19 protein-coding genes and 1 other annotated feature are annotated in these 21,893 nt (G+C 41.6%); of the genes, 16 read left to right on the top strand and 3 right to left on the bottom strand.

Going from position 1 to position 21,893, the window contains the following annotated elements:
- Nucleotides 1–29: 29 nt before the first annotated feature.
- The 6 genes from IRB79_RS23610 to IRB79_RS23585 all read left to right on the top strand — a co-directional run bounded on the left by IRB79_RS23610 (nt 30) and on the right by IRB79_RS23585 (nt 7,593).
- Entirely contained in the window at nt 30–1,391 is a 1,362-nt protein-coding gene (locus IRB79_RS23610; protein WP_243505497.1) for a sigma-54 interaction domain-containing protein, read from the top strand.
- Between the two features lie 330 nt (nt 1,392–1,721).
- Entirely contained in the window at nt 1,722–3,041 is a 1,320-nt protein-coding gene (locus IRB79_RS23605) for a GntP family permease (RefSeq protein WP_243505495.1), read from the top strand.
- 57 nt (nt 3,042–3,098) lie between these two features.
- Entirely contained in the window at nt 3,099–3,875 is a 777-nt protein-coding gene (locus IRB79_RS23600; protein WP_243505493.1) for a 3-hydroxybutyrate dehydrogenase, read from the top strand.
- Nucleotides 3,876–3,986: 111 nt separating this feature from the next.
- Nucleotides 3,987–4,210: a binding site (T-box leader), on the top strand.
- 204 nt (nt 4,211–4,414) lie between these two features.
- On the top strand, nt 4,415–6,832 hold the full coding sequence (gene leuS, locus IRB79_RS23595) for a leucine--tRNA ligase (RefSeq protein ID WP_243505492.1): 2,418 nt from the start codon (nt 4,415–4,417) through the stop codon (nt 6,830–6,832).
- A gap of 165 nt (nt 6,833–6,997) precedes the next feature.
- Complete coding sequence (locus IRB79_RS23590; protein ID WP_243505485.1) at nt 6,998–7,303, top strand: rhodanese-like domain-containing protein; 306 nt, start codon at nt 6,998–7,000, stop codon at nt 7,301–7,303.
- A 107-nt stretch (nt 7,304–7,410) separates the two neighbouring features.
- A complete protein-coding gene (locus tag IRB79_RS23585) occupies nt 7,411–7,593 on the top strand; it encodes a sporulation protein Cse60 (RefSeq protein WP_243505479.1) in 183 nt (60 codons plus the stop codon).
- Between the two features lie 29 nt (nt 7,594–7,622).
- On the opposite strand, the gene IRB79_RS23580 is transcribed toward IRB79_RS23585, so the two are convergent.
- Nucleotides 7,623–8,891, bottom strand: coding sequence for a BaiN/RdsA family NAD(P)/FAD-dependent oxidoreductase (locus IRB79_RS23580; RefSeq protein ID WP_243505471.1), 1,269 nt, complete (start codon nt 8,889–8,891; stop codon nt 7,623–7,625).
- A 230-nt stretch (nt 8,892–9,121) separates the two neighbouring features.
- Between IRB79_RS23580 and IRB79_RS23575 the strand changes: the two genes are divergently transcribed.
- Nucleotides 9,122–10,735 (top strand): putative polysaccharide biosynthesis protein, encoded by a 1,614-nt coding sequence (locus IRB79_RS23575; RefSeq protein ID WP_243505469.1) that lies wholly within the window; start codon nt 9,122–9,124, stop codon nt 10,733–10,735.
- Between the two features lie 92 nt (nt 10,736–10,827).
- A complete protein-coding gene (locus tag IRB79_RS23570) occupies nt 10,828–11,547 on the top strand; it encodes a pseudouridine synthase (RefSeq protein ID WP_243505461.1) in 720 nt (239 codons plus the stop codon).
- Nucleotides 11,548–11,611: 64 nt separating this feature from the next.
- Here the strand turns inward: IRB79_RS23570 and IRB79_RS23565 are convergent, their stop codons facing one another.
- Nucleotides 11,612–11,833 carry a DeoR family transcriptional regulator gene (locus IRB79_RS23565; RefSeq protein ID WP_026041817.1) on the bottom strand — a complete coding sequence of 74 codons (222 nt, stop codon included), beginning with the start codon at nt 11,831–11,833 and terminating at the stop codon, nt 11,612–11,614.
- Between the two features lie 455 nt (nt 11,834–12,288).
- Between IRB79_RS23565 and IRB79_RS23560 the strand changes: the two genes are divergently transcribed.
- The 5 genes from IRB79_RS23560 to dat all read left to right on the top strand — a co-directional run bounded on the left by IRB79_RS23560 (nt 12,289) and on the right by dat (nt 18,033).
- Complete coding sequence (locus IRB79_RS23560) at nt 12,289–13,563, top strand: M48 family metallopeptidase (protein ID WP_243505454.1); 1,275 nt, start codon at nt 12,289–12,291, stop codon at nt 13,561–13,563.
- Between the two features lie 106 nt (nt 13,564–13,669).
- Nucleotides 13,670–14,386 (top strand): ABC transporter ATP-binding protein, encoded by a 717-nt coding sequence (locus tag IRB79_RS23555; protein WP_243505452.1) that lies wholly within the window; start codon nt 13,670–13,672, stop codon nt 14,384–14,386.
- Nucleotides 14,376–15,554: an ABC transporter permease gene (locus IRB79_RS23550; RefSeq protein WP_243505450.1), complete on the top strand. Its 1,179-nt coding sequence runs from the start codon at nt 14,376–14,378 to the stop codon at nt 15,552–15,554. Before IRB79_RS23555 ends, IRB79_RS23550 begins: the two co-directional genes overlap by 11 nt.
- Before the next feature lie 103 nt (nt 15,555–15,657).
- Nucleotides 15,658–17,076, top strand: coding sequence for a dipeptidase PepV (gene pepV / locus IRB79_RS23545; protein ID WP_243505448.1), 1,419 nt, complete (start codon nt 15,658–15,660; stop codon nt 17,074–17,076).
- Nucleotides 17,077–17,163: 87 nt separating this feature from the next.
- Nucleotides 17,164–18,033: a D-amino-acid transaminase gene (gene dat / locus IRB79_RS23540; protein WP_243505446.1), complete on the top strand. Its 870-nt coding sequence runs from the start codon at nt 17,164–17,166 to the stop codon at nt 18,031–18,033.
- Between the two features lie 49 nt (nt 18,034–18,082).
- On the opposite strand, the gene cysK is transcribed toward dat, so the two are convergent.
- Entirely contained in the window at nt 18,083–19,015 is a 933-nt protein-coding gene (gene cysK, locus IRB79_RS23535) for a cysteine synthase A (protein WP_243505439.1), read from the bottom strand.
- A gap of 255 nt (nt 19,016–19,270) precedes the next feature.
- Between cysK and thpR the strand changes: the two genes are divergently transcribed.
- The 3 genes from thpR to IRB79_RS23520 all read left to right on the top strand — a co-directional run bounded on the left by thpR (nt 19,271) and on the right by IRB79_RS23520 (nt 21,868).
- Nucleotides 19,271–19,849: an RNA 2',3'-cyclic phosphodiesterase gene (gene thpR / locus IRB79_RS23530; protein ID WP_243505438.1), complete on the top strand. Its 579-nt coding sequence runs from the start codon at nt 19,271–19,273 to the stop codon at nt 19,847–19,849.
- Between the two features lie 65 nt (nt 19,850–19,914).
- Entirely contained in the window at nt 19,915–20,892 is a 978-nt protein-coding gene (locus IRB79_RS23525) for a nuclease-related domain-containing protein (protein ID WP_243505427.1), read from the top strand.
- Nucleotides 20,882–21,868 carry a diacylglycerol/lipid kinase family protein gene (locus IRB79_RS23520; RefSeq protein WP_243505425.1) on the top strand — a complete coding sequence of 329 codons (987 nt, stop codon included), beginning with the start codon at nt 20,882–20,884 and terminating at the stop codon, nt 21,866–21,868. Before IRB79_RS23525 ends, IRB79_RS23520 begins: the two co-directional genes overlap by 11 nt.
- The last annotated feature ends 25 nt before the right edge of the window (nt 21,869–21,893 follow it).

Raw genomic sequence — 21,893 nt, 5'->3', positions numbered from 1 at the left:
AGTAGATAGTCCTAAATGAGGGGATTCAAATGAAAAGTGCATTATTCGATTTGCCTGTGAAAATTGTTGAAACCATTGTTGAGAACGCCTTTGGATGGCTGGTAGTTGTGAATAAAGAAGGAACGATCATTTACATCAATAAAAATTATTGTGATTTTCTGGAAGTGGAGAGGGAACAGGTTCTGGGGAAGCATGTGTCCGAGGTTATTGAAAATTCACGTATGCATATTGTGGCTGAATCAGGCAAGGAAGAAATTGCAGATCTGCAATATATAAGAGGCAACTATATGATAGCAAACCGCATTCCCATTTTTTCTGATGGCGAAGTAATTGGCGCTTTCGGGACAGTCTTTTTTAGGGATACAAAAGAATGGATGCAGATGAACAGCCATGTAAAGAGCATGCTGACAAAAATCCAGAGCTATATCCAGGAAATTGATCCCAGTGTAAAATACAGCCTTGATGATATACTGGGAAACTCGAGCCAGATTCATAGCCTTAAAGAAAAGGTGAAAATGGTGGCAGCAAGTGATATTTCCGTTTTAATCCGCGGGGAAAGCGGGACTGGAAAAGAACTATTTGCCCATAGTATTCATCAGCTCAGCAACAGGAGCCATCAGCCGTTTGTAAAAATTAACTGCGGAGCCATACCTGAACATCTGCTGGAGTCTGAACTGTTTGGCTATGAAGAAGGAGCTTTTACAGGTGCGAAAAAGGGAGGCAAAAAGGGGAAATTTCAGCTTGCTGATGGAGGGACCTTATTTTTGGATGAGATCGGGGATATGGCGCTTAATATGCAGGTGAAGCTATTGCGTGCCCTGCAGGAAGGCGAGATTGAAAGCGTGGGTTCGACTTTTCCGGTTAAAGTAGATGTCCGGATTATCGCTGCAACTAACAGACCGCTCGAAAAAATGATGGAAGAAAAGCGCTTTAGGGAGGACTTATTCTATCGGATTAATGTGGTGCCGTTTATGGTTCCTTCTCTGCGCGACAGGATGGAAGATTTATCACTCTTAATCGATAGCTTTATCAAAAAAATAACGAAAAAATCGGGAAAGAGAATAAGTGCAATTGAAGATGAGGTAATAGAAAAGTTTCATCAATATAGCTGGCCCGGCAATATTAGAGAGCTTGAAAATGTAATAGAGGCATCCATTCATTTAACAAGCAATGAAAGTATCACTACAGAATCATTGCCGGATTATATGAAAGAATCTGCAGTTTATCCCGTTGGAAAAAAGAAATTGAAGGATATTCTGGAAGAAACAGAAAAGCGTATACTGACACAAAGCTTGAGTAAATATAACCATGACCGAATAGAAGCTGCAAAGGCTCTAGGAATCAGTAAATCTTCTATGTATGAAAAACTAAAGAAATATGGAATTGAATAAATATAAACAGTCCAGAAATCCGGAATACGTTCCAGGATTCTGGACTGTTTTCATTCTTGTAATTTTATGTACACTCAGTCCTACTCTTAGACGGAATTATCAGAAAACTAGTCTATTGTATCAGTGGACTTGTTCCCTATGCATTCCAGAATTCTGGAAAAATGATTCATTTATTGTTCACCATTCCCTTTACATACAAGCATTTCATGTTGGCACGCCTCTTGCATTATAATTTCTCAGCAAGTTATTTTTCTGTTATTTTTGCAAACGTTTTCAAAGAAGGGGGATTACAAGTTTTTTTCTTATTTTTAAAACAAAGGGGGAAATGAAATGCTAAGTATGATTGGATTAATAGGCGGGCTCGCCCTGCTGATTTACCTGACTATGCGGGGAATGAACCTGCTGGTTGTCGGGCCGTTATCTGCCTTGTTTGTAGCTCTTTTTAGCGGCATGCCATTGTTTCCGCAGCTGGCAGGTGAAGGAGAGGCAAATTTGGTCGGGAACTATATGTCCGGCTTTTCAGGGTTTGTTACATCATGGTACCTAATGTTTCTATTGGGTGCAATTTTTGGGAAGGTAATGGAAGACAGCGGTGCGGCCGACAGTGTATCCAAAATGGTAGTGGATAAGTTAGGAATGAAATATGCCGTTCTTGCCATTGTCGCTTCCTGTGCCATTTTAACTTATGGCGGTGTCAGTCTATTCGTTGTTGCTTTCTCTGTATATCCAATGGCATTAAGTTTATTTAAACAGGCAAATCTGCCAAGAAGGTTCATCCCTGCAGCACTTGCCTTTGGATCTGTAACTTTTACGATGACTTCTGCGGGTTCACCTGAAATTCAAAACTGGATTCCGATTGAATTTCTTGGAACGACTCCATATGCAGGCTGGGAAGTCAGCTTAATTGTCGCTGTGTTCATGATGATTTTTGGCTACTGGTGGCTGAAGCGCATGATCACAAAGGCTGTAAACAAAGGAGAAACCTTTGAATCCCGCAAGCAGGATCCTGTGACTGAAAATAAAGAATTACCGCACCCTATTATGGGGGTTCTTCCATTGGCTGTCGTTTTAATTATCTCATTCGTATTCCATGACTCTCTTGCACAATCTGCACTTATTCTTGCATTACTGGGCGGAGTTATTGCCACATATCTATTGAACAGAAAGTATTTCACAAATTTCTGGAATGCTGTGTCTGATGGAACATTAGGTGCATTGATTGCGATAGGGAATACGGCTGCTGTTGTAGGGTTTGGCGGTGTTGCAAAGGCAGTGCCGGCATTTGCCACAGCAGTAGATTGGATGACAAGTATTCCTGGAAGCCCGCTGATTGGCGGTGCCATTGCAGTAAGTGTTATTGCCGGCATGACCGGTTCAGCTTCTGGCGGTCAGGCGATCGCATTGCCGATTCTGGCCCCGCATTATATGGACATGGGCGTCAATGCGGAAGCCCTTCACAGAACAGTTGCCATATCATCTGGTGCCCTTGACTCTTTGCCGCATAATGGCTATGTCGTTACCACGGTACGGGCTATCTGCGGTGAAACCCACCAGGCTGCATATGGCGCTGTGGCTGCTGTTACAGTAATTGTTCCGCTAATTGGAGTTGCAATTGCTATTATCTTGTTCTCACTCGGACTAGGAATCTAATTTCGGCAGGGGCTCATAAAATAGAGCCCCGGCTTTGTTTTTGAAAGGAGCTTATTCATGGTACAAAATAAAGTAGTTTTTATAACCGGTGCAGCTCAGGGAATTGGCTATGAAATTGGCAAGAGATTTGCTGAACACGGCTCGAAAATTGTTCTGACAGATATTCAGGAAGATGCCGTGAAAAAAGCTGCAGAAAATTTGCAGGATGAAGGTTTTGAAGCGCTTGGGCTAAAATGTGATGTGACCTCAGAGTCTGATATACAAGCGGCCATCAATGAAACCGTCAGCCAATTCGGTGCTTTGGATGTGCTCATTAACAATGCAGGGCTGCAGCATGTTTCCTTTATTGAAGACTTTCCTACTGAGAAATTCGAGTTTCTGATCAAGGTGATGCTGACTGCACCATTCATGGCCATTAAACATGTCATGCCCGTTATGAAACAACAAAAATCCGGCCGTATCCTGAACATGGCATCCATTAACGGTCTTGTTGGATTCGCAGGTAAAGCAGCTTATAACAGTGCTAAGCATGGCGTTATAGGCCTTACTAAAGTCGCAGCATTGGAGGCTGCTGAAGATGGCATTACGGTTAATGCCATTTGCCCGGGCTATGTAGATACACCACTCGTAAGAAATCAGCTGAATGACCTTGCTAAAACAAGAAATGTACCTATTGAAAAAGCGCTGGAAGAAGTCATTTATCCTTTAGTGCCGCAGAAGAGGCTGCTGACGGTGGAAGAGATTGCAGATTATGCGATTTTTTTGGCTGGTGAAGGAGCTAAAGGAATTACAGGCCAGGCGGCAGTTATTGATGGAGGATATACTGTTCAGTAAATACAGGCACATTTTCGAAAAGCATTGCATATTCTAGATATTAAATTCCTGTCAGGATAAGCCTACTTGCATCCTGGCGGGAAATTTATTACAATAGTCATATTCTTATACTAAAATGCTTAGATAAGGAGCAGTAGTGGTGCAGCAGCCCGTTTTAGAGAGTTGACGGAAGGTGCAAGTCAGCCGGGCACATCATGAACTCGCCTTTGAGCAGCAAGTGTGAAGTACCAGTAATGCTTGCCGTTTTCCGCGTTAAGGATGAATGAAGCGAGTGACATGTTCACTAATGTGGGTGGTACCGCGGGAGATTTATACATAATCCTCTCGTCCCTTTTTTGGGATGAGAGGTTTTTTTATTGTATTAAAAAAATGAAGTACAAATTTTTGAAGTCAGAAAGTAGTCTAGCTCCGTGCGCCATCGGCTCTCGGCTAAGCCAATCCGTCAAAAAGGTTAAAGAACAACCTTTCCGCCGGCTCGTCTTATGCTTGTCGCCGATGAGCGGGCGCCCTGCGCTTTCTGATATTAGGAGGAAACAAAAATGAGTTTCAATCATCAGGAGATTGAAAAAAAGTGGCAAGGCTACTGGGAAGAAAATAAAACTTTCAAAACAACTGAAGATAAAGGCAAACGCAAATTTTATGCGCTTGATATGTTCCCTTACCCTTCAGGCGCAGGACTTCATGTCGGGCACCCGGAAGGATATACGGCAACAGACATCCTTTCCCGCATGAAGCGCATGCAGGGCTATAATGTCCTTCACCCAATGGGCTGGGATGCATTTGGGTTGCCTGCCGAGCAATATGCCCTTGATACAGGAAACGATCCTGCAGAATTCACAGAACAGAATATCAACACCTTCCGCCGCCAGATTAAGGCGTTAGGCTTTTCATATGACTGGGATCGTGAAGTAAACACAACAGACCCTGAATACTATAAATGGACTCAGTGGATATTCTTAAAGCTTTATGAAAAAGGACTTGCATATATCGATGAAGTAGCTGTTAACTGGTGTCCCGCACTTGGAACAGTGCTTGCAAATGAAGAGGTCATTGACGGAAAAAGTGAACGCGGAGGCCATCCGGTAGAACGCCGTCCAATGAGACAGTGGATGCTTAAAATTACAGCTTATGCGGATCGCCTGCTTGAAGATCTTGATTTATTGGATTGGCCAGAGAGCCTTAAGGATATGCAGCGAAACTGGATCGGCCGTTCTGAAGGAGCAGAAGTAACATTCAATATTGAAGGCCATGATGGCACGTTCACTGTTTTCACAACACGACCTGACACATTATATGGTGCAACATATGCTGTTCTTGCTCCAGAACACGCGCTTGTTGATAAAATCACAGCAGAAGGGCAGCGCGAGGCAGTTCAGGCTTACATTGACAAAGTAAAGAGCAAGAGCGACCTAGAGCGGACAGATCTTGCTAAAGAGAAAACAGGTGTCTTCACTGGTGCGTATGCGATTAACCCGGTCACTGGCGAAAAAATGCCAATCTGGATTGCAGATTATGTTTTAGTCAGCTATGGAACTGGGGCCATCATGGCGGTTCCAGCTCATGACGAGCGCGACTATGAGTTCGCCAAGCAATTTGATCTTCCTATTATAGAAGTTGTTGCCGGCGGAGATGTTGAAAAAGAAGCATACATTGGCGATGGCGAGCATGTGAACTCAGGCTTCCTTGATGGATTAAACAAAGAGGATGCGATTGAGAAAATGATCGCATGGCTTGAAGAGAAAGGCATTGGCACTAAGAAGGTTACTTATCGTCTTCGTGACTGGCTATTCAGCCGCCAGCGATATTGGGGCGAGCCGATTCCAGTGATCCACTGGGAAGATGGCACAATGACTGCCGTTCCGGAAGATCAGCTGCCATTAGTGCTTCCGAAAACAACGGAAATCAAACCATCCGGCACTGGAGAGTCACCATTAGCAAACATCGATGAGTGGGTTAATGTCGTGGATCCTGAAACAGGCAAAAAAGGCCGCAGGGAAACGAACACAATGCCGCAATGGGCAGGCAGCTGCTGGTACTATCTTCGCTATATTGATCCGAAAAACAGTGAAGCTCTTGCAGATCCTGAGAAATTAAAAGAATGGCTTCCGGTTGATATTTATATCGGAGGAGCCGAACATGCGGTTCTTCACCTTCTATATGCCCGCTTCTGGCACAAGGTCCTTTACGATGTGGGAGTTGTCCATACGAAGGAACCGTTCCAAAAGCTATTTAACCAAGGTATGATTCTTGGGGAAAATAATGAGAAAATGAGTAAATCAAAAGGCAATGTCGTTAATCCGGATGAAATTGTAGCAAGCCACGGTGCAGATACTCTTCGTCTATACGAAATGTTCATGGGTCCGCTTGAAGCTTCCATCGCATGGTCTACAAATGGATTGGATGGTTCAAGAAGATTCCTTGACCGCATCTGGCGTTTGTTTGTGGAAGAGACTGGTGAATTAAGCCCGAGAATTCAGGACATTGAAGAAGGCAGCAGCCTTGAAAAGGTTTACCACCAAACGGTGAAAAAAGTAACTGAAGACTACGAAGGGCTGCGTTTCAACACAGCTATTTCTCAAATGATGGTATTCATCAATGAAGCATATAAAGCAGATGTGCTTCCAAAGATCTTTGCAGAAGGCTTTGTAAAAATGCTTTCACCAATTGCTCCTCACATGTCCGAAGAGCTTTGGTCAAAATTAGGCCATGGTGAATCCATTGCTTATGAAGCTTGGCCTGCATATGATGAAGCCAAAATGACAGATGATGAAGTCGAAATCGTTATCCAGATCAACGGCAAAGTTAAAGCAAAGCTTATGGTTCCTGCTGATGCCAAAAAAGACCTATTGGAGCAAATCGCAATGGGCGATGACAAAGTAAAAGAACAAATTGACGGAAAAACCGTCCGTAAAGTCATCGCGGTGCCAGGTAAACTTGTAAATATCGTTGCAAATTAAGTTATATCAGATGAAACCACCTCTATTTGATCAGGGGTGGTTTTTGTATTTGTGTTATAGAAACTTCTCATTTATATTTTTCGTGCCATATAGGGTATTATAGGAGTGGCAGCAATATTAAATGTTAAGTGCTATTTAAAAAGCTTTCCAGAAAGGGTGTTAGGATTGGACCGTATTGAAGAGATTACAACAGAAGAATTGCAAAAAAAGCTTGAAGCAGGGGAGAAGCTTGAGCTTGTTGATGTAAGGGAAGATGAAGAGGTTGCATCCGGTATGATTCCAGGGACGAGACATATCCGTATGGGCACGATACCTGAGAATCTTGATAAATTTGATAAAGATACGGAGTACATTATTATTTGCCGTTCTGGCAATCGCAGCGGAAACGTATGCCACTATTTGCAGGACCAGGGATATAAAGTCCGCAATATGACCGGGGGCATGCTGAACTGGCAGGGGGAAACAAAATAAAGAAGAGCGGAGCCGCAGCAGGCTTCGTTTTTTTTTTTTTTATGTTTCGGTTTTAAAAATTCAGAAAATTGGCCAGGCTGATAAAAAACTATGAAAGGAAGTTTCCTGTGATTAAGGTAAAGTTATTTGATCATGAACATGAAAAAGACCTGGAAAAGGATATGAATCATTTTCTGGAGAAGCTTGAGGAAAAAAAGCTGCTGGATATAAAATATAATGTTGCCGCAGTGCAAGAGGATGAAGACGAACAAATTTATTGTTTCTCTGCCATGGTTATATATAGAGCCTGATGTCTGAGGAGCATCAGGCTCTATCTTTATTATACGATTCTAGCTGAAACTGCTGCGTTTAATCCGGCTAACCTGCCTGTTACAAGTGCGGATGTGATATTATACCCGCCTGTGTAGCCGTGGATGTCCAGGATTTCTCCGCAGAAGAAAAGTCCTTCCATCAATTTTGAAGCCATTGTTTGCGGTTCAATTTCTTTGACGGAGACCCCTCCGCCGGTAACAAAGGCTTTATCGAGAGGCAGCGTCCCATTTACTTTAAATTGAAAAGATTTGCAGGCTTTAACAAAACTTCTGATCTTTTCGTTTGAAATCGCAGCTCCCTGTGAGGACGGATCAATTCCGTTCTGCTCAAGAAGAAACAAAAGATATCTTTCGGGAAGCATCCCTTTTAAGAGATTTTTAATACTTTTCTTTGGATCTTCTTTAATCTTTTTGGACACTTCCTGAAAAAGAGGCTCTTCCTTTGTATCCGGGATAGCGTCCAAATTCATGACCACTTCTTTTAAATTCCACTTTTTCATCGCTTTCACAGCATATTGGCTGCAGCGCAAAACGGCCGGGCCGCTAATGCCAAAATGGGTAAAAATCATATCCATCCGATGGGCTATGAGCGCTTTTCCTTTAGGATTTAAAACACTAAGCGCCACACTCCGGAGCGACAATCCCTGCAGCATTTTTTCTTTAATAAAATTCTCAGAAGATGTCAGCGGAACCTCGGTTGGGAAAAGCTCTGTAATCGTATGGCCTGCTTTTTCCGCCCATGCATAGCCATCACCGGTTGAGCCGGTATGAGGGACTGATTTTCCTCCGACGGCTATCACAACTGAGTCTGCTTCATATACATCGCCTGTTTTTAATTCTATCGATTTCACCCTGCCATTTTCATAGTGAACATCCTGTATAGGGCTGTTCGTTTTGATATCGACTTTCAGCTCTTTCAGCCTTGAAATCAAGGCATCAACAACAGATTGTGCTTTGTCGGTAACAGGAAACATCCGCCCGTGATCTTCCTCTTTCAGCTTAATTCCTAAATTCTCAAAGAAGCGGATAATATCTTCATTGCTGAAAATGGAGAATGCGCTGTACAAAAACCGGCCATTGCCGGGAATATGCTTAATGATTTCTTCCACTGGAAGCCTGTTTGTGACATTGCACCGGCCTCCTCCGGAAATGGCAAGTTTCCTTCCAAGCTTGTTTCCTTTGTCAATCAGCAGGACTTTTGCCTTCTGTTCCGCTGCACCGATTGCTGCCATCAATCCCGAAGGACCACCGCCTATAACTATTACATCATATTTCATGTTTTCACCAACTTATCTTGATTCGCTAAAAAAGCAATAGCTCTATTATAAATCAAATATCCTATTTCTAAAAATAATGCCCCATTATACGGTATTGCAAGTGGAATTTCTTCAGCAAGAAGAGTACACTACAACTAGTGTGTCTAAAAAGATAGAAAAATGACGAACTTAGCTTGGGCATTCATATACTGTTATAGTTTGCATGCAGCAGTTTTTAAGGAAGGGATTATATGTCATCTAAGCTTTTAAGAGGTACTTTTATATTAACGCTGGGAACCTTTATTTCAAAGTTTCTCGGGTTGTTCTATGTTATTCCTTTTTATTCTATTGTTGGGAAGGAAGGAACACTCCTTTACCAATACTCTTACGTGCCTTATACCATTTTCATTAGCATTGCAACAGCAGGCGTACCGCTTGCAGTTTCTAAATTTATATCTAAATATAATGCTTTGGAAGAGTATGCTGTTGGCAGGAAGCTGTTTAAATCAGGTTTAATTATTATGCTGATTAGCGGATTCATCGCCTTTCTTGTCCTATTTTTTTCTGCTCCTATCCTTGCAGAGACGATTCGGGATGATGGAGGACCAGGATCAGCTGAAATAGTAACGGTTATTCGTGCTGTCAGTTTTGCGCTGATTATTATCCCTTTTATGAGTCTAATTCGCGGTTTTTTCCAGGGACATCAGTCTATGGGGCCATCCGCTGTTTCCCAGGTGGTAGAGCAGATTGTTCGTATTGTGTTTCTGCTTGCTGGTGCTTTCATTGTATTAAATGTTTTAAAGGGCAGTATGGTAACAGCCGTCAGTGTGGCTACTTTTGCAGCATTTGTTGGTGGATTGGGAAGCCTTGCTGTTTTATTCTGGTATTGGTACAAGAGAAAGCCCTACCTTGATGAGCTTCTTTTACAGGATAAAGGCACGATAAACATCTCGCTAAAAGAGATGTATAAAGAAATTTTAATTTACTCTATTCCGTTTATTTTAGTGGGTATAGCCAATCCTGTATTCCAATTCGTTGATTTGTTGACCTTTAATAGAGCGATGGTTTCTATAGGGATCCCTAGAAATTTGTCTGAAGAGGCTCTTTCTATTTTAAATTATCAAACCCATAAATTAGTCATCATTCCCGTTTCTTTGGCGACAGCTTTTTCACTAACACTTGTACCAAGCATCACAAAGGCATTTATAGAAGATGATCAATTGAGTCTGAACAAACAATTAAATCAGACATTTCAAGTGCTTATGTTTTTAACTTTACCGGCTGCTATTGGATTGGCAATATTATCTGAACCAATTTATACTCTTTTTTATGAGTATGACTTGCAGGGCAGTGAAGTGTTGAGGGCATATGCTCCAGTAGCAATATTGTTTGCTATATATTCAGTTACAGCAGCAATCCTTCAGGGAATTAACGAACAGCGTTTTACTGTTCTGAGCTTATTGGTTGGGATATTAATCAAATTAAGTTTGAATATCCCTTTAATAAAAGTAATGGAGACAAAGGGAGCTGTCCTGGCCACAGCTTTGGGGTATGGGTGTGCAATTTTAATTAATCTTTTTGTCATTAAGTATTTTTCAGGCTATAAATACAGTTTAGTGTTCAGAAGAGGATTATTAATTATTATTTTTACCTTATTAATGATGGTCGCAGCAGGTGTTATGTACAGGGTTACTACGATCTTTTTATCGCCGGAAACAAATGTGCAGGCGATGATTATTGTTGCCATTTGTGCAGCTGCAGGAGCGGGAGTCTATTTCTACTTAAGCTTCAGAACAAAATTAATCTATCACCTATTTGGATCAAGAGTCGATAGCATGCTGAAGAAATTAAGATTGAAGGCATAAAAATAGAAGGTCTCCGTGATGGGGGCCTTTTTAAAGCGGAGGTATGTTAAAGCCTTTCGCTCACTCAAAATTATTTTGGAGGAGGGGCAATCATGAGAATTGACAAAATGCTGGCCAATCTGGGCTACGGGAGCCGTAAGGATGTTAAAAAGCTACTAAAGGATGGAGCTGTAACCGTTAATGATGAAAAAGTAAAGGATCCCAAGCACCAGGTCGATCCTGAACAGGATGCTGTCATCATTAATGGGGAAAAGGTTGAATATAAGGAATTCATTTATTTGATGATGAACAAACCGCCAGGCGTCATTTCCGCAACAGAGGACTCTCAATTTGAAACTGTGGTGGACCTGCTCGAAATGGAAGACCTTGTTTTTTCTCCTTTTCCAGTAGGGCGTCTCGATAAGGATACAGAGGGGCTTTTGCTGCTGACCAATGACGGCCAGCTGGCACATCGGCTGCTTTCTCCAAAGAAGCATGTTCCTAAAACCTATTTTGCAGTCATAGACAGTGAAGTCACAGCTGATGATATTGCCGCATTTAAAAAAGGGGTTATATTGGATGACGGCTATGAAACCAAGCCTGGGGACCTGGAGATCCTTAAATCCGGCATGACATCCGATATTGAGTTAACCATCACGGAGGGAAAGTTTCATCAGGTGAAAAGAATGTTTGAGGCAGTGGGAAAGAGAGTCATCTATTTAAAGAGAATCTCAATGGGCCCGCTTGAACTGGATGAAACATTGGAATTGGGTGAATATCGGGAATTGACTGAGGAAGAGCTTGATAAGCTGATGAATTATGAAGTGAAATGAGACGGAAAAATCGCCCTGACAGCAGGGCGATTTTTTATTTATTAGGTTGGTTATGCTTTGCGTGTTAAGATGACATCTTTACTTTCTTTTGAGTTATGGTCCATTTGCCTCTGCTCGGACTCTTAACCAAGTCATTGTAGGCGAGGACATTTAAATCTCTTTGAATGGTGCGAGGAGTAATACCAAATTCCTCTACAAGCTCCTGAGTTGTTACAGTTCCGCGCTTACTTATAAACATGTAGACGGATTTTACACGGTTTAACATCCGGTTAGTTGAAGGTTTCAAAAAACCACTCCCTATCCTTTTTTCAAACCCCATGGCAATTTCCTGCAACCGACAGCTACATTGAAGGATTTTCCTTCAATCGTATGTAGTTTTCTTTTCCCCAGACAACCCCTTTTTATTCTTGTTTTAGTCAAGATGTCATACCTCTGACTATATTGTAACGCTATTATCTGATTATTTCTACTTTAAGGGTGCAATTTTACAAAATATTTATAATGCTGTTTGTGTTTTAGTCTTTACGTTCCCCTCCTTTTTAATGTATGTTTAATTCCCTAATTATTTGCGATTAAACCTCGATGGGAAAAGGGACTATTACTATACCTTATGGCAGAAGGGGCTTGTAATATGTACTGAAAATTCAAATAATAATTCAGGAAAGTTTCTATATCCTAAAATTTGTTTTTTGATTATAATCAATTGGTATATTTAAAAGAGATTGAAAGGAAGAAAGTGTTATGGAAGCTCACTCGCTGAGAGATCGCCTGGTATACCCGAAGGAAAATATTTATTTTGCATTCGTTGCTTTATTTAGTATTTTGTCTTATATTTTTCTCGCATTCTCTATTATTGGGATTGTCATTATTTTGGCATTAATCATTGTATCTCTTCTGTTCCATGGTATTATGATGGGCGGCATCAGAAGAAACGGAGTAAGAATAAGTGAGAAACAATTTCCGGAGATTTATGAAAAAGCAGTACTTACTGCGAAGGAAATGGGTCTGCAAGATCTGCCGGATATATACGTGATTGAGTCTGAAGGTGTCTTAAATGCCTTTGCGACCAGGTTTTTCAGAAGGAATATGGTTGTCTTATATTCTGGTATTTTTGAATTGACTGCTCGGGGAGCTGAAAAGGAAGTGCTGTTCGTCCTGGCCCATGAGTTCGCTCATTTAAAAAGAAAACATGTTATCATAAGCCTTCTACTGCTTCCTGCTATGTGGGTTCCATTCCTCGGGAATGCGTACCTAAGAGCATGCGAGTATACATGTGATCGTTATGCTGCCTATTATATAAAGTCGTTTGAAGCATCAAGAGATGCCTTGACCATGCTTGCCATTGGAAAAGAACTTTATCCTAAGGTCAATAAGCAGGCATACATGGAGCAGCTCCAAACGGAAACCGGATTTTTTGTCTGGCTGAATGAGAAACTTTCCACCCATCCTCACCTGCCAAAAAGAATTTATGCTTTATCAAAAGTTTTTGCTGAAGACTCTGCAGTTGAGTTAAAAGAACCCATGGGCAGGATATGGCTGGGGATAGCAGGATCAGTCCTAACGCTGACTATTCTTTCCGGCGGACTTTGGTTTGGTTTTAAATCACTTGAAAAAATGGATTTGTGGACTGAAACGGTTATGGGCATTGAAGGAGCTACCGCTCTTATGAATGCAGCGAGCGAAAATGATACTGAAATGATCCACACTTTACTTGCTGATGGAGCGAATATTGAGGAAATGGATGCAGATGGCACTACTGCCTTACATTGGGCTGTTTCTTATGGCCAGTATGACAGCGCTGCTCTTCTGCTGGAAAATGGCGCAGAGCCTAATACGGCAGATAACTATCAAACCACTCCTTTAATGAGTGCAGTATTTAATGAGGATACTGAAATGGCCATGCTTCTCCTGGAGTATGGTGCAGATCCCGATGTGAAGGATGCGGATGGCTATACAGCCTATGATTACGCTGCAGACTTTGAAAATACAGAATTAATGGATATCCTCCAGCCATAATTAAACTGCTCCTTTGAAGGGGCAGTTTTATTTAGGTTTAAAGAATATATGAAAAAGAGCAAACCTTTTCCAATTATATCCGTATGTATAGTCAGGAGGAGAGTAAATGAACTTATTAAACGCAGATATAGCATCAGCAGGCTATGAAAAAGAAAAACCGATCATACATAATATTCAATTTGAGTTAAAGGAAGGGGAATTGATCGGACTTATAGGTCCTAACGGGGCAGGAAAAAGCACAACGATTAAAACAATCCTGGGATTATTGGAACATAAAAAGGGGGAAGTGGAATTTAAGCAGGGAGTCAAATATTCCTATATTCCTGAACGCCCCATTTTTTATGAGGAGCTGACACTGTGGGAGCATCTTGATTTTACAGCAGCAGTGGAAGGAATGCCGGAAGTGCAATATAAGAAGAGAGCAGCAGAGCTCTTGAAGGAGTATAATCTGTCTGAACACGCTCATAAATTTCCCGGCACATATTCAAAGGGAATGCAGCAAAAGGCCATGCTGATTCTTGCGATGATTGCCAAGCCGGATGTCTATATTATTGATGAACCGTTTATTGGGCTGGATCCTAATGCTATGAAACTGTTTCTGGAATCAATTGAAAGAGAGAGGCAAAGGGGCGCAGGCATTCTTATGTCCACGCATGTTCTGGATACGGCAGAGAAAGTATGCAGCAGCTTTCTAATTGTGCATGATGGCAAGTTGAAGGCTTCCGGCTCATTAGACGATATCAGGCAGCAATGCGGTCTTTTGGCTGGTTCGCTTTATGATTGCTTTCATCAGATTGCAGAGGGAAATGACAATGAGAAGTAGTTCGCTCTTTCTTAGAAGGTTAATCAATAGCTGGAAGTATCAGTTTGGTATTTTCCGTTCCATTGCAGATTGGACCATCATGGTTTATCTCATTGTTCCCGGTGCTGTCATTTTTGGAATGATATATCGCTCCTGGTGGTTAGAAACGCCGGAATGGATTGCAAACTTGCCAATGTTTCTCCTTTTCTTCCTGCTTTATATTTTTTCATGGCTGGGAAACTTCCGCCCGTTTATACAAGAGGCTGATAAAGTATTTCTGGTGAAAAATAAGAGCCTCTATTTGGGAATGAGAAAATGGGGATTTGGCTATTCACTTTTCTATCAGGCGGTCAGTACAGGCGCGATGATAGCTCTTCTTCTTCCCTTTCTAAAGAACAGTTATTTTTTGCAATGGAGTCAAATCATTGCCCTGCTGATTTTTTTCATTACTCTGAAATGGGCGATTATGACAGTTTCCAATTACCTGAAAAGGATTGAAGGGAAGTTTAGAAGATATGTAATTGGCTTTCTGCTGTTTGTATTATTGAGCTGGTTCAGCCAGCTCGTCTATTCACTGTGGAATTCCGGTGCAGACTTTCCGGTTTACATGATATCGGCAGTGCTGCTTTCCGGCACCTTAACGAGAGTCTCCCAGATGCTGAAAAGGATATCGGCCGTAGACTTTGAAATTATGCTTGAGCAGGAGGAAAAAACAAAGTATATCAAATGGATATTTATGATGTCTCCTGAAATAGAAAAGCCTGCTATTTCAATGAGGACAAAACCTCTATTATTCAGAAACTCCAGACGGATCTTTAAAAAGAGAACACCCATTACGGGACTGATAGAATTATTTATAAAGATTTTCATACGGAATCCCTCATATATTTTCAGTTATTTTCAAATCATTTCCGTAAGCGCAGCGGGGATTATTTCCATTCCGCCACTATGGATAAAAGTAATTGTGTCGGGTGTCTTCCTTTTCTTAATGTATACATGGCTTTCCATCACCTGGGATAAAGCCATTATGTCCCATCCCTTTACGAAAAAATATAGTGAAAAAGATTTCTATTTCACTGCAAGGAATAGAACGGTCATGGCCTTATTCTTCCTCGCCATTTTAATCTTAGGCCTGATTGTAAGCGTCTTGACAATCATCTTGGCAAGGTTCAGCATTCTTGGTGCATAATAAAGGTATGTTTTTATTAAACAGTCCCATAAGCAAATTGCAGGTAAAATGGGTTATAATGGGTAAATCATAAATATTCAAATCAGGATAAGGAGGTAACTTTATGAACGTATTGGATTGGCAAAAAGAGGTTAATAACAGAAAAGACGCTTTAATTGAAGATACTCAAAAACTTTTGAGAATTAAAAGCCTGCTGGATGAAGAGAATGCAGCAGAGGATGCGCCCCTTGGTGAAGGTGTCAAGGAAGCGCTCGATTTCATGCTTGAACTTGGAGAAAAGGATGGATTCACTGTCAAAAATGTCGGCAGCCTGGCTGGTCATCTGGAATTTGGAGAGGGTGAAGAAATTGTTGGTGTACTTTGTCATGTCGACGTAGTTCCTGAAGGAGATGGATGGACTAGCGACCCATTTGGTGCAGAAATTCGCGATGGAAAGATTTTTGCCAGAGGTGCGATCGACGACAAAGGCCCAACGATGGCTGCTTATTATGCTATGAAGATTGTAAAGGAATTAGAGCTGCCATTAAGCAAACGGGTCCGAATGATTATTGGAACAGATGAAGAAAGTGACTGGCGCTGTGTAGAGCATTATTTTAAACACGAAGAAATGCCAGCAATGGGATTTGCACCTGATGCAGATTTCCCAATCATCTATGCAGAAAAGGGCCTCTCTGATTTTGATCTTGTCCAAATTGGCCATACCGAAGAAATAGACAGGGAAGTATTGGCAGAGGTCGTGCATTTCCAATCAGGAAGAAGATATAACATGGTTCCTGATTTTGCAAAAGCTAGTCTTGTAGTCCATCTTGAACACACTGAAGTGGTGCAAAGGTATATTGATTTCCTGAAAAAGACTGAGCTTGAAGGAAAGTATTACATAGATAACGGCGAACTGATTCTGGAGCTTCAGGGGGTATCGGCTCATGGGATGGAGCCTGATAATGGGAAAAATGCAGGTATTCTAATGGCATCATTCCTGGCATCCCTTCAGCTGGATGAGAAGGCATGCCAATATTTTCAGTTTGTATCACGATACTTATGTGATGATTCCAGAGGAAGAAAGCTTGGCATCGCCTGTACGGATGAGATTACCGGTGATTTAACCGTTAATGTAGGAAAACTTTCATATACGAAAGAAAATGGCGGCCGTTTAGGCCTTAATGTACGGTATCCCGTCACTAACAATATGGATGATACGAAAAATAAGCTTCAGTCATTGATTGAAGACGAACATTTCAGATTAGAGAATTTCACTGATGCCAAGCCGCATCATGTGGAAGAAGATGATTTTCTTATCCAAACCCTGAAAAAAGTGTATGAACAGCAGACTGGCGAAAAGGCAGAGCTTTTATCCATTGGCGGGGGCACATATGCACGTTCCTTGAAGTCTGGTGTGGCGTTTGGCCCGCTTTTCCCAGGCAGGGAAGACGTGGCCCATCAAAAAGATGAATATGTGTTTATTGAGGATTTAATAAAAGCTGCAGCTATTTATGCACAGGCGATTTATGAACTTGCGAAATAGCTCTGAAACCTGATATGATGGCTGAAAGATTTTACATAAACAGCTAATAGATTAGACAAAAAAACATATACAGGGAGTGGCAGGGAAATGGAATATGTTATTTTAAACGGAGACTTGATTGAACGATCAGAAGCGAAAGTAGATATCGAGGACCGGGGCTATCAATTTGGTGATGGCGTCTATGAAGTAATCCGCGTCTATAACGGAAAAATGTTTACGGCAGATGAGCACCTTGAAAGGCTTCTTGAGAGCGGAAGGAAAATAGAGCTCGATATCCCTTATTCTATAGGGCAGCTTAAACAGATGCTTGCAGAGATGATCGAAAGGAATAATCTTGAACTGGGAATCGTATATATGCAATTTTCCAGGGGGACTTCTCCAAGAAATCATGCTTATCCTGGTGCAGACGTTGCACCAGTGCTTACCGCCTATACCCGTGAAACCTCAAGACCTGTTGAGAGCATGAGAAATGGTGTTAAGGCTAGTTTGATTGAAGATATACGCTGGCTGCGCTGTGACATAAAGAGTCTGAACTTGCTTGGCAATATCATGGCAAAGCAAAAAGCAGCACAATCGGGCTGCTATGAAGCGATTCAGCATCGCGGGGATACGGTGACTGAAGGGAGTTCCTCCAATATTGCAATCGTAAAAGATGGGACACTATATACTCATCCAGCAACAAATCTGATCCTAAATGGCATTACCCGCCGTAAGATCAATGAGATCTGCAGGGAAAATGGAGTTGCACTTGAGGAATCTGCTTTTACAAAGGAAGATCTTCTGGACGCGGATGAAGTCTTTATGTCCAGTACATCAGCTGAAATTACTCCGATTACAGAGATTGAAGGAAAGCCGATTGGTAATGGAAGTCCTGGTCCCATCACAAATAAATTACAGAACCTTTTTGAAGAGGCAATTGAAAAACAGTGCGGCAGTTTGACGGTAAAAATTAGATAGTTCTAAAACGAAAGACCCCAGGAACAAGCCCTGGGGTCTTTTAACTTACTTATTCAAACTGAAACAGATCGCTTGAAAGATATCTTTCTCCAGTATCACACACAATAAATACGACAACATCATCCGGCTTTAACCTTTTTGCTACCTGGATGGCGGCATAGCAGGCTGCTCCTGAGGATGGACCGACTAATATCCCTTCTTCTCTTGCCATTCTGCGTGTCGTATCATATGCTTCTTCATCTTTGATTTGATGGATTTCATCATAAACATCCGTATTGAGAATTTCCGGAACAAATCCGGGACTTGTGCCGACAAGCTTGTGCCTGCCAGGCTTTCCGCCCGATAGGACAGGTGAGCCTTTTGGCTCTACAACATGCACTTCCAATCCAGTATAATGCTCTTTCAAAACTTCACCTGTACCGGTAATCGTGCCGCCCGTACCTGCTGTGGCAACGAAGGCAGAAAGTGGTTTGCCGATTTCCTTCATGCCCTCAATAATTTCGACTGCAGTTGAATGGCGGTGTGCATCAGGGTTAGCCCTATTTTCAAATTGCATCGGCACAAAGCTGTTAGGAATTTCCTCCGCCAGTTCATTTGCTTTTTTAATAGCACCGGGCATTTTGTCATCTCCAGGAGTCAGGAAAACTTCTGCTCCATATGCTTTCAAAAGGTTGATGCGCTCTGCCGTCATGGTATCAGGCATAACCAGAATGGCCTTATAGCCGCGTGCTGCTGCATTCATTGCAAGCCCGATGCCGGTGTTTCCGCTGGTTGGTTCAATAATGGTTGAACCTGGTTTCAATTTGCCTGCTTTCTCAGCTTCGACAATCATATTATATGCCGCACGGTCTTTTACACTGCGGCTTGGATTGTAGAATTCAAGCTTTGCATAAATACTTGCTCCATTTTCAGGGGCGAGCTTATTTAATTTAACAAGTGGAGTATCTCCAATTAAGTCCGCGAGATTGTTGACAACTTTCATCTGACTCTCCCTTTCGAATAAGACTGTAATAACAAGGAAGTTTAATACTTTGTTATTTTATGTCCATCTGTTTAATTTCATCCTAACAAAGGAAATCTATAACTATTCATATTATATCCATCATACTAAAACAGACTATTCCAATCAAATCAAAAGGAATTGGAAGAAATACTTAAAATGAGAGGACAAACAGAAAGTATCTGCCAATTTTAACTGATGTTTGTTAAAATAAGTGAAAATATGGAGGAATCTCAAGTGTCCAAACAATTGAATGATCATTTTTTCTTTGCGTTGAAATTACCGGATGAAATAAAGGGAAAATTGAAAGAATACTGCGGGAATTTAAGTTCAAAGCTGCCTTTTAGCCGCTGGGTCCATCATGAGGATTATCATATTACACTAGCATTTCTTGGGTCTGCCCCCCAAGAAAATCTGCAGAAAGCAGCCAAGCTTGTCGCTGACTCAATCAGAAACGAAAAAAGATTTCCCCTTCATATCTGCAAACTTGGCGTATTCGGAAAACAAGACGCGCCAAGAATTTTCTGGTGTGGAACACAGCAGGACAAACATCTCCAAGAATTAAGATCGAAAGTATATTCAGCATGTCAAGAAGCGGGCTTTGAATTGGAGACAAGACCATTTAAACCTCATATCACAATGGCAAGAAAATGGGCTGGCACTCATCCATTTCAGGAAAGTATGCTGGACGATAACAGTCCATTTATAGACGGGCTCCTTGAATTTAAGGCTTCAGAAGTAGTCCTATACCAGACCCATCTGGACAAAACACCGAAATATGAAAGCATTGCCATCTTTCCGCTTTTGGCGGAATAAAATAAATACATACTTTAACTGTAAATGATAGATAGAAAGTTATATACGAAAGCAGGGCTAGGAGAATGGGACAGTTAATTAAATTGCAGGATTATGTTTCACGTTACCAACAGGACATTTTTGTATATCCTTCCCGTTTTGTCAGGCTAAAAAAACAGCAGTGGGATAAATGGCATAAAGCATGGGAAACAAATGAATCCTTCAACCCCCAATCCGGGCAGCAATATACAGCCGGCACGGAAGACTGGCCTGAGGAAGAAAAAGAGCCGCTGATGGAAAAGCTAAAGGGGTTATTAAAGCAGGGGAAAAATGAAGAATTAGAGGAAAACAAGGCTGCCGGGAATGAGTTGAAAAAGGAGGAAGATGTGCTTGAATTTGAAGCCTCCTTTGCTGTGCGTCCAGAAACAATTGAGAATTTAAAACACCAGTTTCTAGACCAGCTTTACCGATTCCAGATGAAATGGGCAACCTCCACACTAACGGAAAAATCATTTCCCGATAAGCATTACTATTATGATGAGAAGCTAAAGTATTTTTTGCAAAGATATCCGGATACGTATCTTGTCATGTACAATCCGATCTTTTTACTGAAAAAGGCGCCGGTGGAAACAGAAATCATTGTTATAAGTCCGACAGAGGTATGGTGCATCAGCTTTTTGGAGGAAGAAGATTCAGCGGTATTCTCAGGTTCGAAGGATAGATTCTGGACAAAAAAGGGAAAAGGGGAAGAAAGGAAGGTCCTGAATCCGCTGCTTGCATTAAATAGAACTGAAAAGATTGTCCGTAAAATATTTGAAATTCATTCTATTGAATTGCCGATTAAAAAAGCTGTACTTACCCGAAATGGCTATATTGATTATCCAGCAGCTCCTATTGATGTTCAGCTAATCGAGAAAAGGAACTATGATCAATGGTTTCAGACAATGAGAAGCCAGCGTTCGCCTCTTAAGCATGTTCAATTAAAAGGGGCACAGGCACTGCTTCAATATTGCCAGACTGCATCAGTCAAAAGGCTGGAGTGGGAGAATCGGGATGAATCATGAAAATTCCCTCGAAGATAAAGCTCATAGCAGGGAAGAGCTTAAGTTCATTATTAACCCGCAGGCGAAAAATGGCTATTGTCTGAAAGTCTGGAAAAAAGTTGAGATGATGCTGAAAGAGGAAAATATCTCTTACTCTGCAGTTAGGACAGAATATCACGGCCATGCCAGGGAATTGGCGAAGATTTATGCAGAACAGGCAGGCGGGCAAAGATTGTATCTTGTTGCTGTGGGCGGAGACGGGACGGTTCATGAGATTATGAATGGCGCTGCGAGGCATCAGAATGTGACTGTCGGATTTATTCCGGGAGGATCTGGGAATGATTTTTCGCGGGGCTTTGGAGTTCCTAAAGACCCCGCAGAGTCTTTAAACTCAATCCTTAAGGGGATCAATCATTCTTCTGTGAAAGCTGATATCGGAATGATTAGACACATAGATGGGAAAAAAACATATTTTATTAATAATATGGGTGCTGGATTTGATGCACTGATTTCCCGGAAAGTAAACAGTTCAAGGATGAAAGGTATCTTGAATCAGTTATCTCTGGGCAAATTTGTATACGCTCTCTTTCTTGTAAAAGAGCTGTTTACCTATAAATGCTCTGATCTTGAAATCGTCATTGATGGCAAAAAACTCCATTTTAGCTCAGCCTGGTTTATTACTATTTCCAATCAGCCATTCTATGGAGGCGGTATGAAGATTTCCCCGGATGCAAATCCTTTTGATGGAATTCTAAATGTTACGGTCGTCCACAATATATCAAGAATTAAACTTTTGATTGTATTTGCCTCTGTCTTCAAGGGGCGTCATATAGGATTTAAAGAAGTCACAGTTCTTCAGGGCCAAAATATCAGCATTAGATCTTCACACCCCATCCCTGCTCACGCAGATGGCGAGGCCTTAGGCAGCACCCCGATTTCAGCCTCTGTTTGCCCCGAAGCCCTTCCTGTAATTATAGGCAATGGAAAAGATGGGTGATGATTTTAGGAGAGAGCTGATCTTA

It is taken from the genome of Cytobacillus oceanisediminis (genome assembly GCF_022811925.1).
In the GTDB taxonomy this organism is placed as follows: Bacteria; Bacillota; Bacilli; order Bacillales; family Cytobacillaceae; genus Cytobacillus; species Cytobacillus oceanisediminis_D.
Note: the sequence above shows the minus strand (reverse complement) of the source record. Positions and strands in the feature narration are given on the sequence as shown.

What these genes read in the sequence shown, in the direction of transcription:
- IRB79_RS23600 (WP_243505493.1), top strand. Translation starts at nt 3,099, where the DNA reads ATGGTACAAAATAAAGTAGTTTTTATAACCGGTGCAGCTCAGGGAATT.
- dat (WP_243505446.1), top strand. Translation starts at nt 17,164, where the DNA reads ATGGAATATGTTATTTTAAACGGAGACTTGATTGAACGATCAGAAGCG.
- IRB79_RS23575 (WP_243505469.1), top strand. Translation starts at nt 9,122, where the DNA reads ATGTCATCTAAGCTTTTAAGAGGTACTTTTATATTAACGCTGGGAACC.
- pepV (WP_243505448.1), top strand. Translation starts at nt 15,658, where the DNA reads ATGAACGTATTGGATTGGCAAAAAGAGGTTAATAACAGAAAAGACGCT.
- leuS (WP_243505492.1), top strand. Translation starts at nt 4,415, where the DNA reads ATGAGTTTCAATCATCAGGAGATTGAAAAAAAGTGGCAAGGCTACTGG.
- IRB79_RS23555 (WP_243505452.1), top strand. Translation starts at nt 13,670, where the DNA reads ATGAACTTATTAAACGCAGATATAGCATCAGCAGGCTATGAAAAAGAA.
- IRB79_RS23520 (WP_243505425.1), top strand. Translation starts at nt 20,882, where the DNA reads ATGAATCATGAAAATTCCCTCGAAGATAAAGCTCATAGCAGGGAAGAG.
- IRB79_RS23610 (WP_243505497.1), top strand. Translation starts at nt 30, where the DNA reads ATGAAAAGTGCATTATTCGATTTGCCTGTGAAAATTGTTGAAACCATT.
- IRB79_RS23525 (WP_243505427.1), top strand. Translation starts at nt 19,915, where the DNA reads ATGGGACAGTTAATTAAATTGCAGGATTATGTTTCACGTTACCAACAG.
- IRB79_RS23605 (WP_243505495.1), top strand. Translation starts at nt 1,722, where the DNA reads ATGCTAAGTATGATTGGATTAATAGGCGGGCTCGCCCTGCTGATTTAC.
- IRB79_RS23550 (WP_243505450.1), top strand. Translation starts at nt 14,376, where the DNA reads ATGAGAAGTAGTTCGCTCTTTCTTAGAAGGTTAATCAATAGCTGGAAG.
- IRB79_RS23560 (WP_243505454.1), top strand. Translation starts at nt 12,289, where the DNA reads ATGGAAGCTCACTCGCTGAGAGATCGCCTGGTATACCCGAAGGAAAAT.
- IRB79_RS23570 (WP_243505461.1), top strand. Translation starts at nt 10,828, where the DNA reads ATGAGAATTGACAAAATGCTGGCCAATCTGGGCTACGGGAGCCGTAAG.
- cysK (WP_243505439.1), bottom strand. Translation starts at nt 19,015, where the DNA reads ATGAAAGTTGTCAACAATCTCGCGGACTTAATTGGAGATACTCCACTT.
- IRB79_RS23580 (WP_243505471.1), bottom strand. Translation starts at nt 8,891, where the DNA reads ATGAAATATGATGTAATAGTTATAGGCGGTGGTCCTTCGGGATTGATG.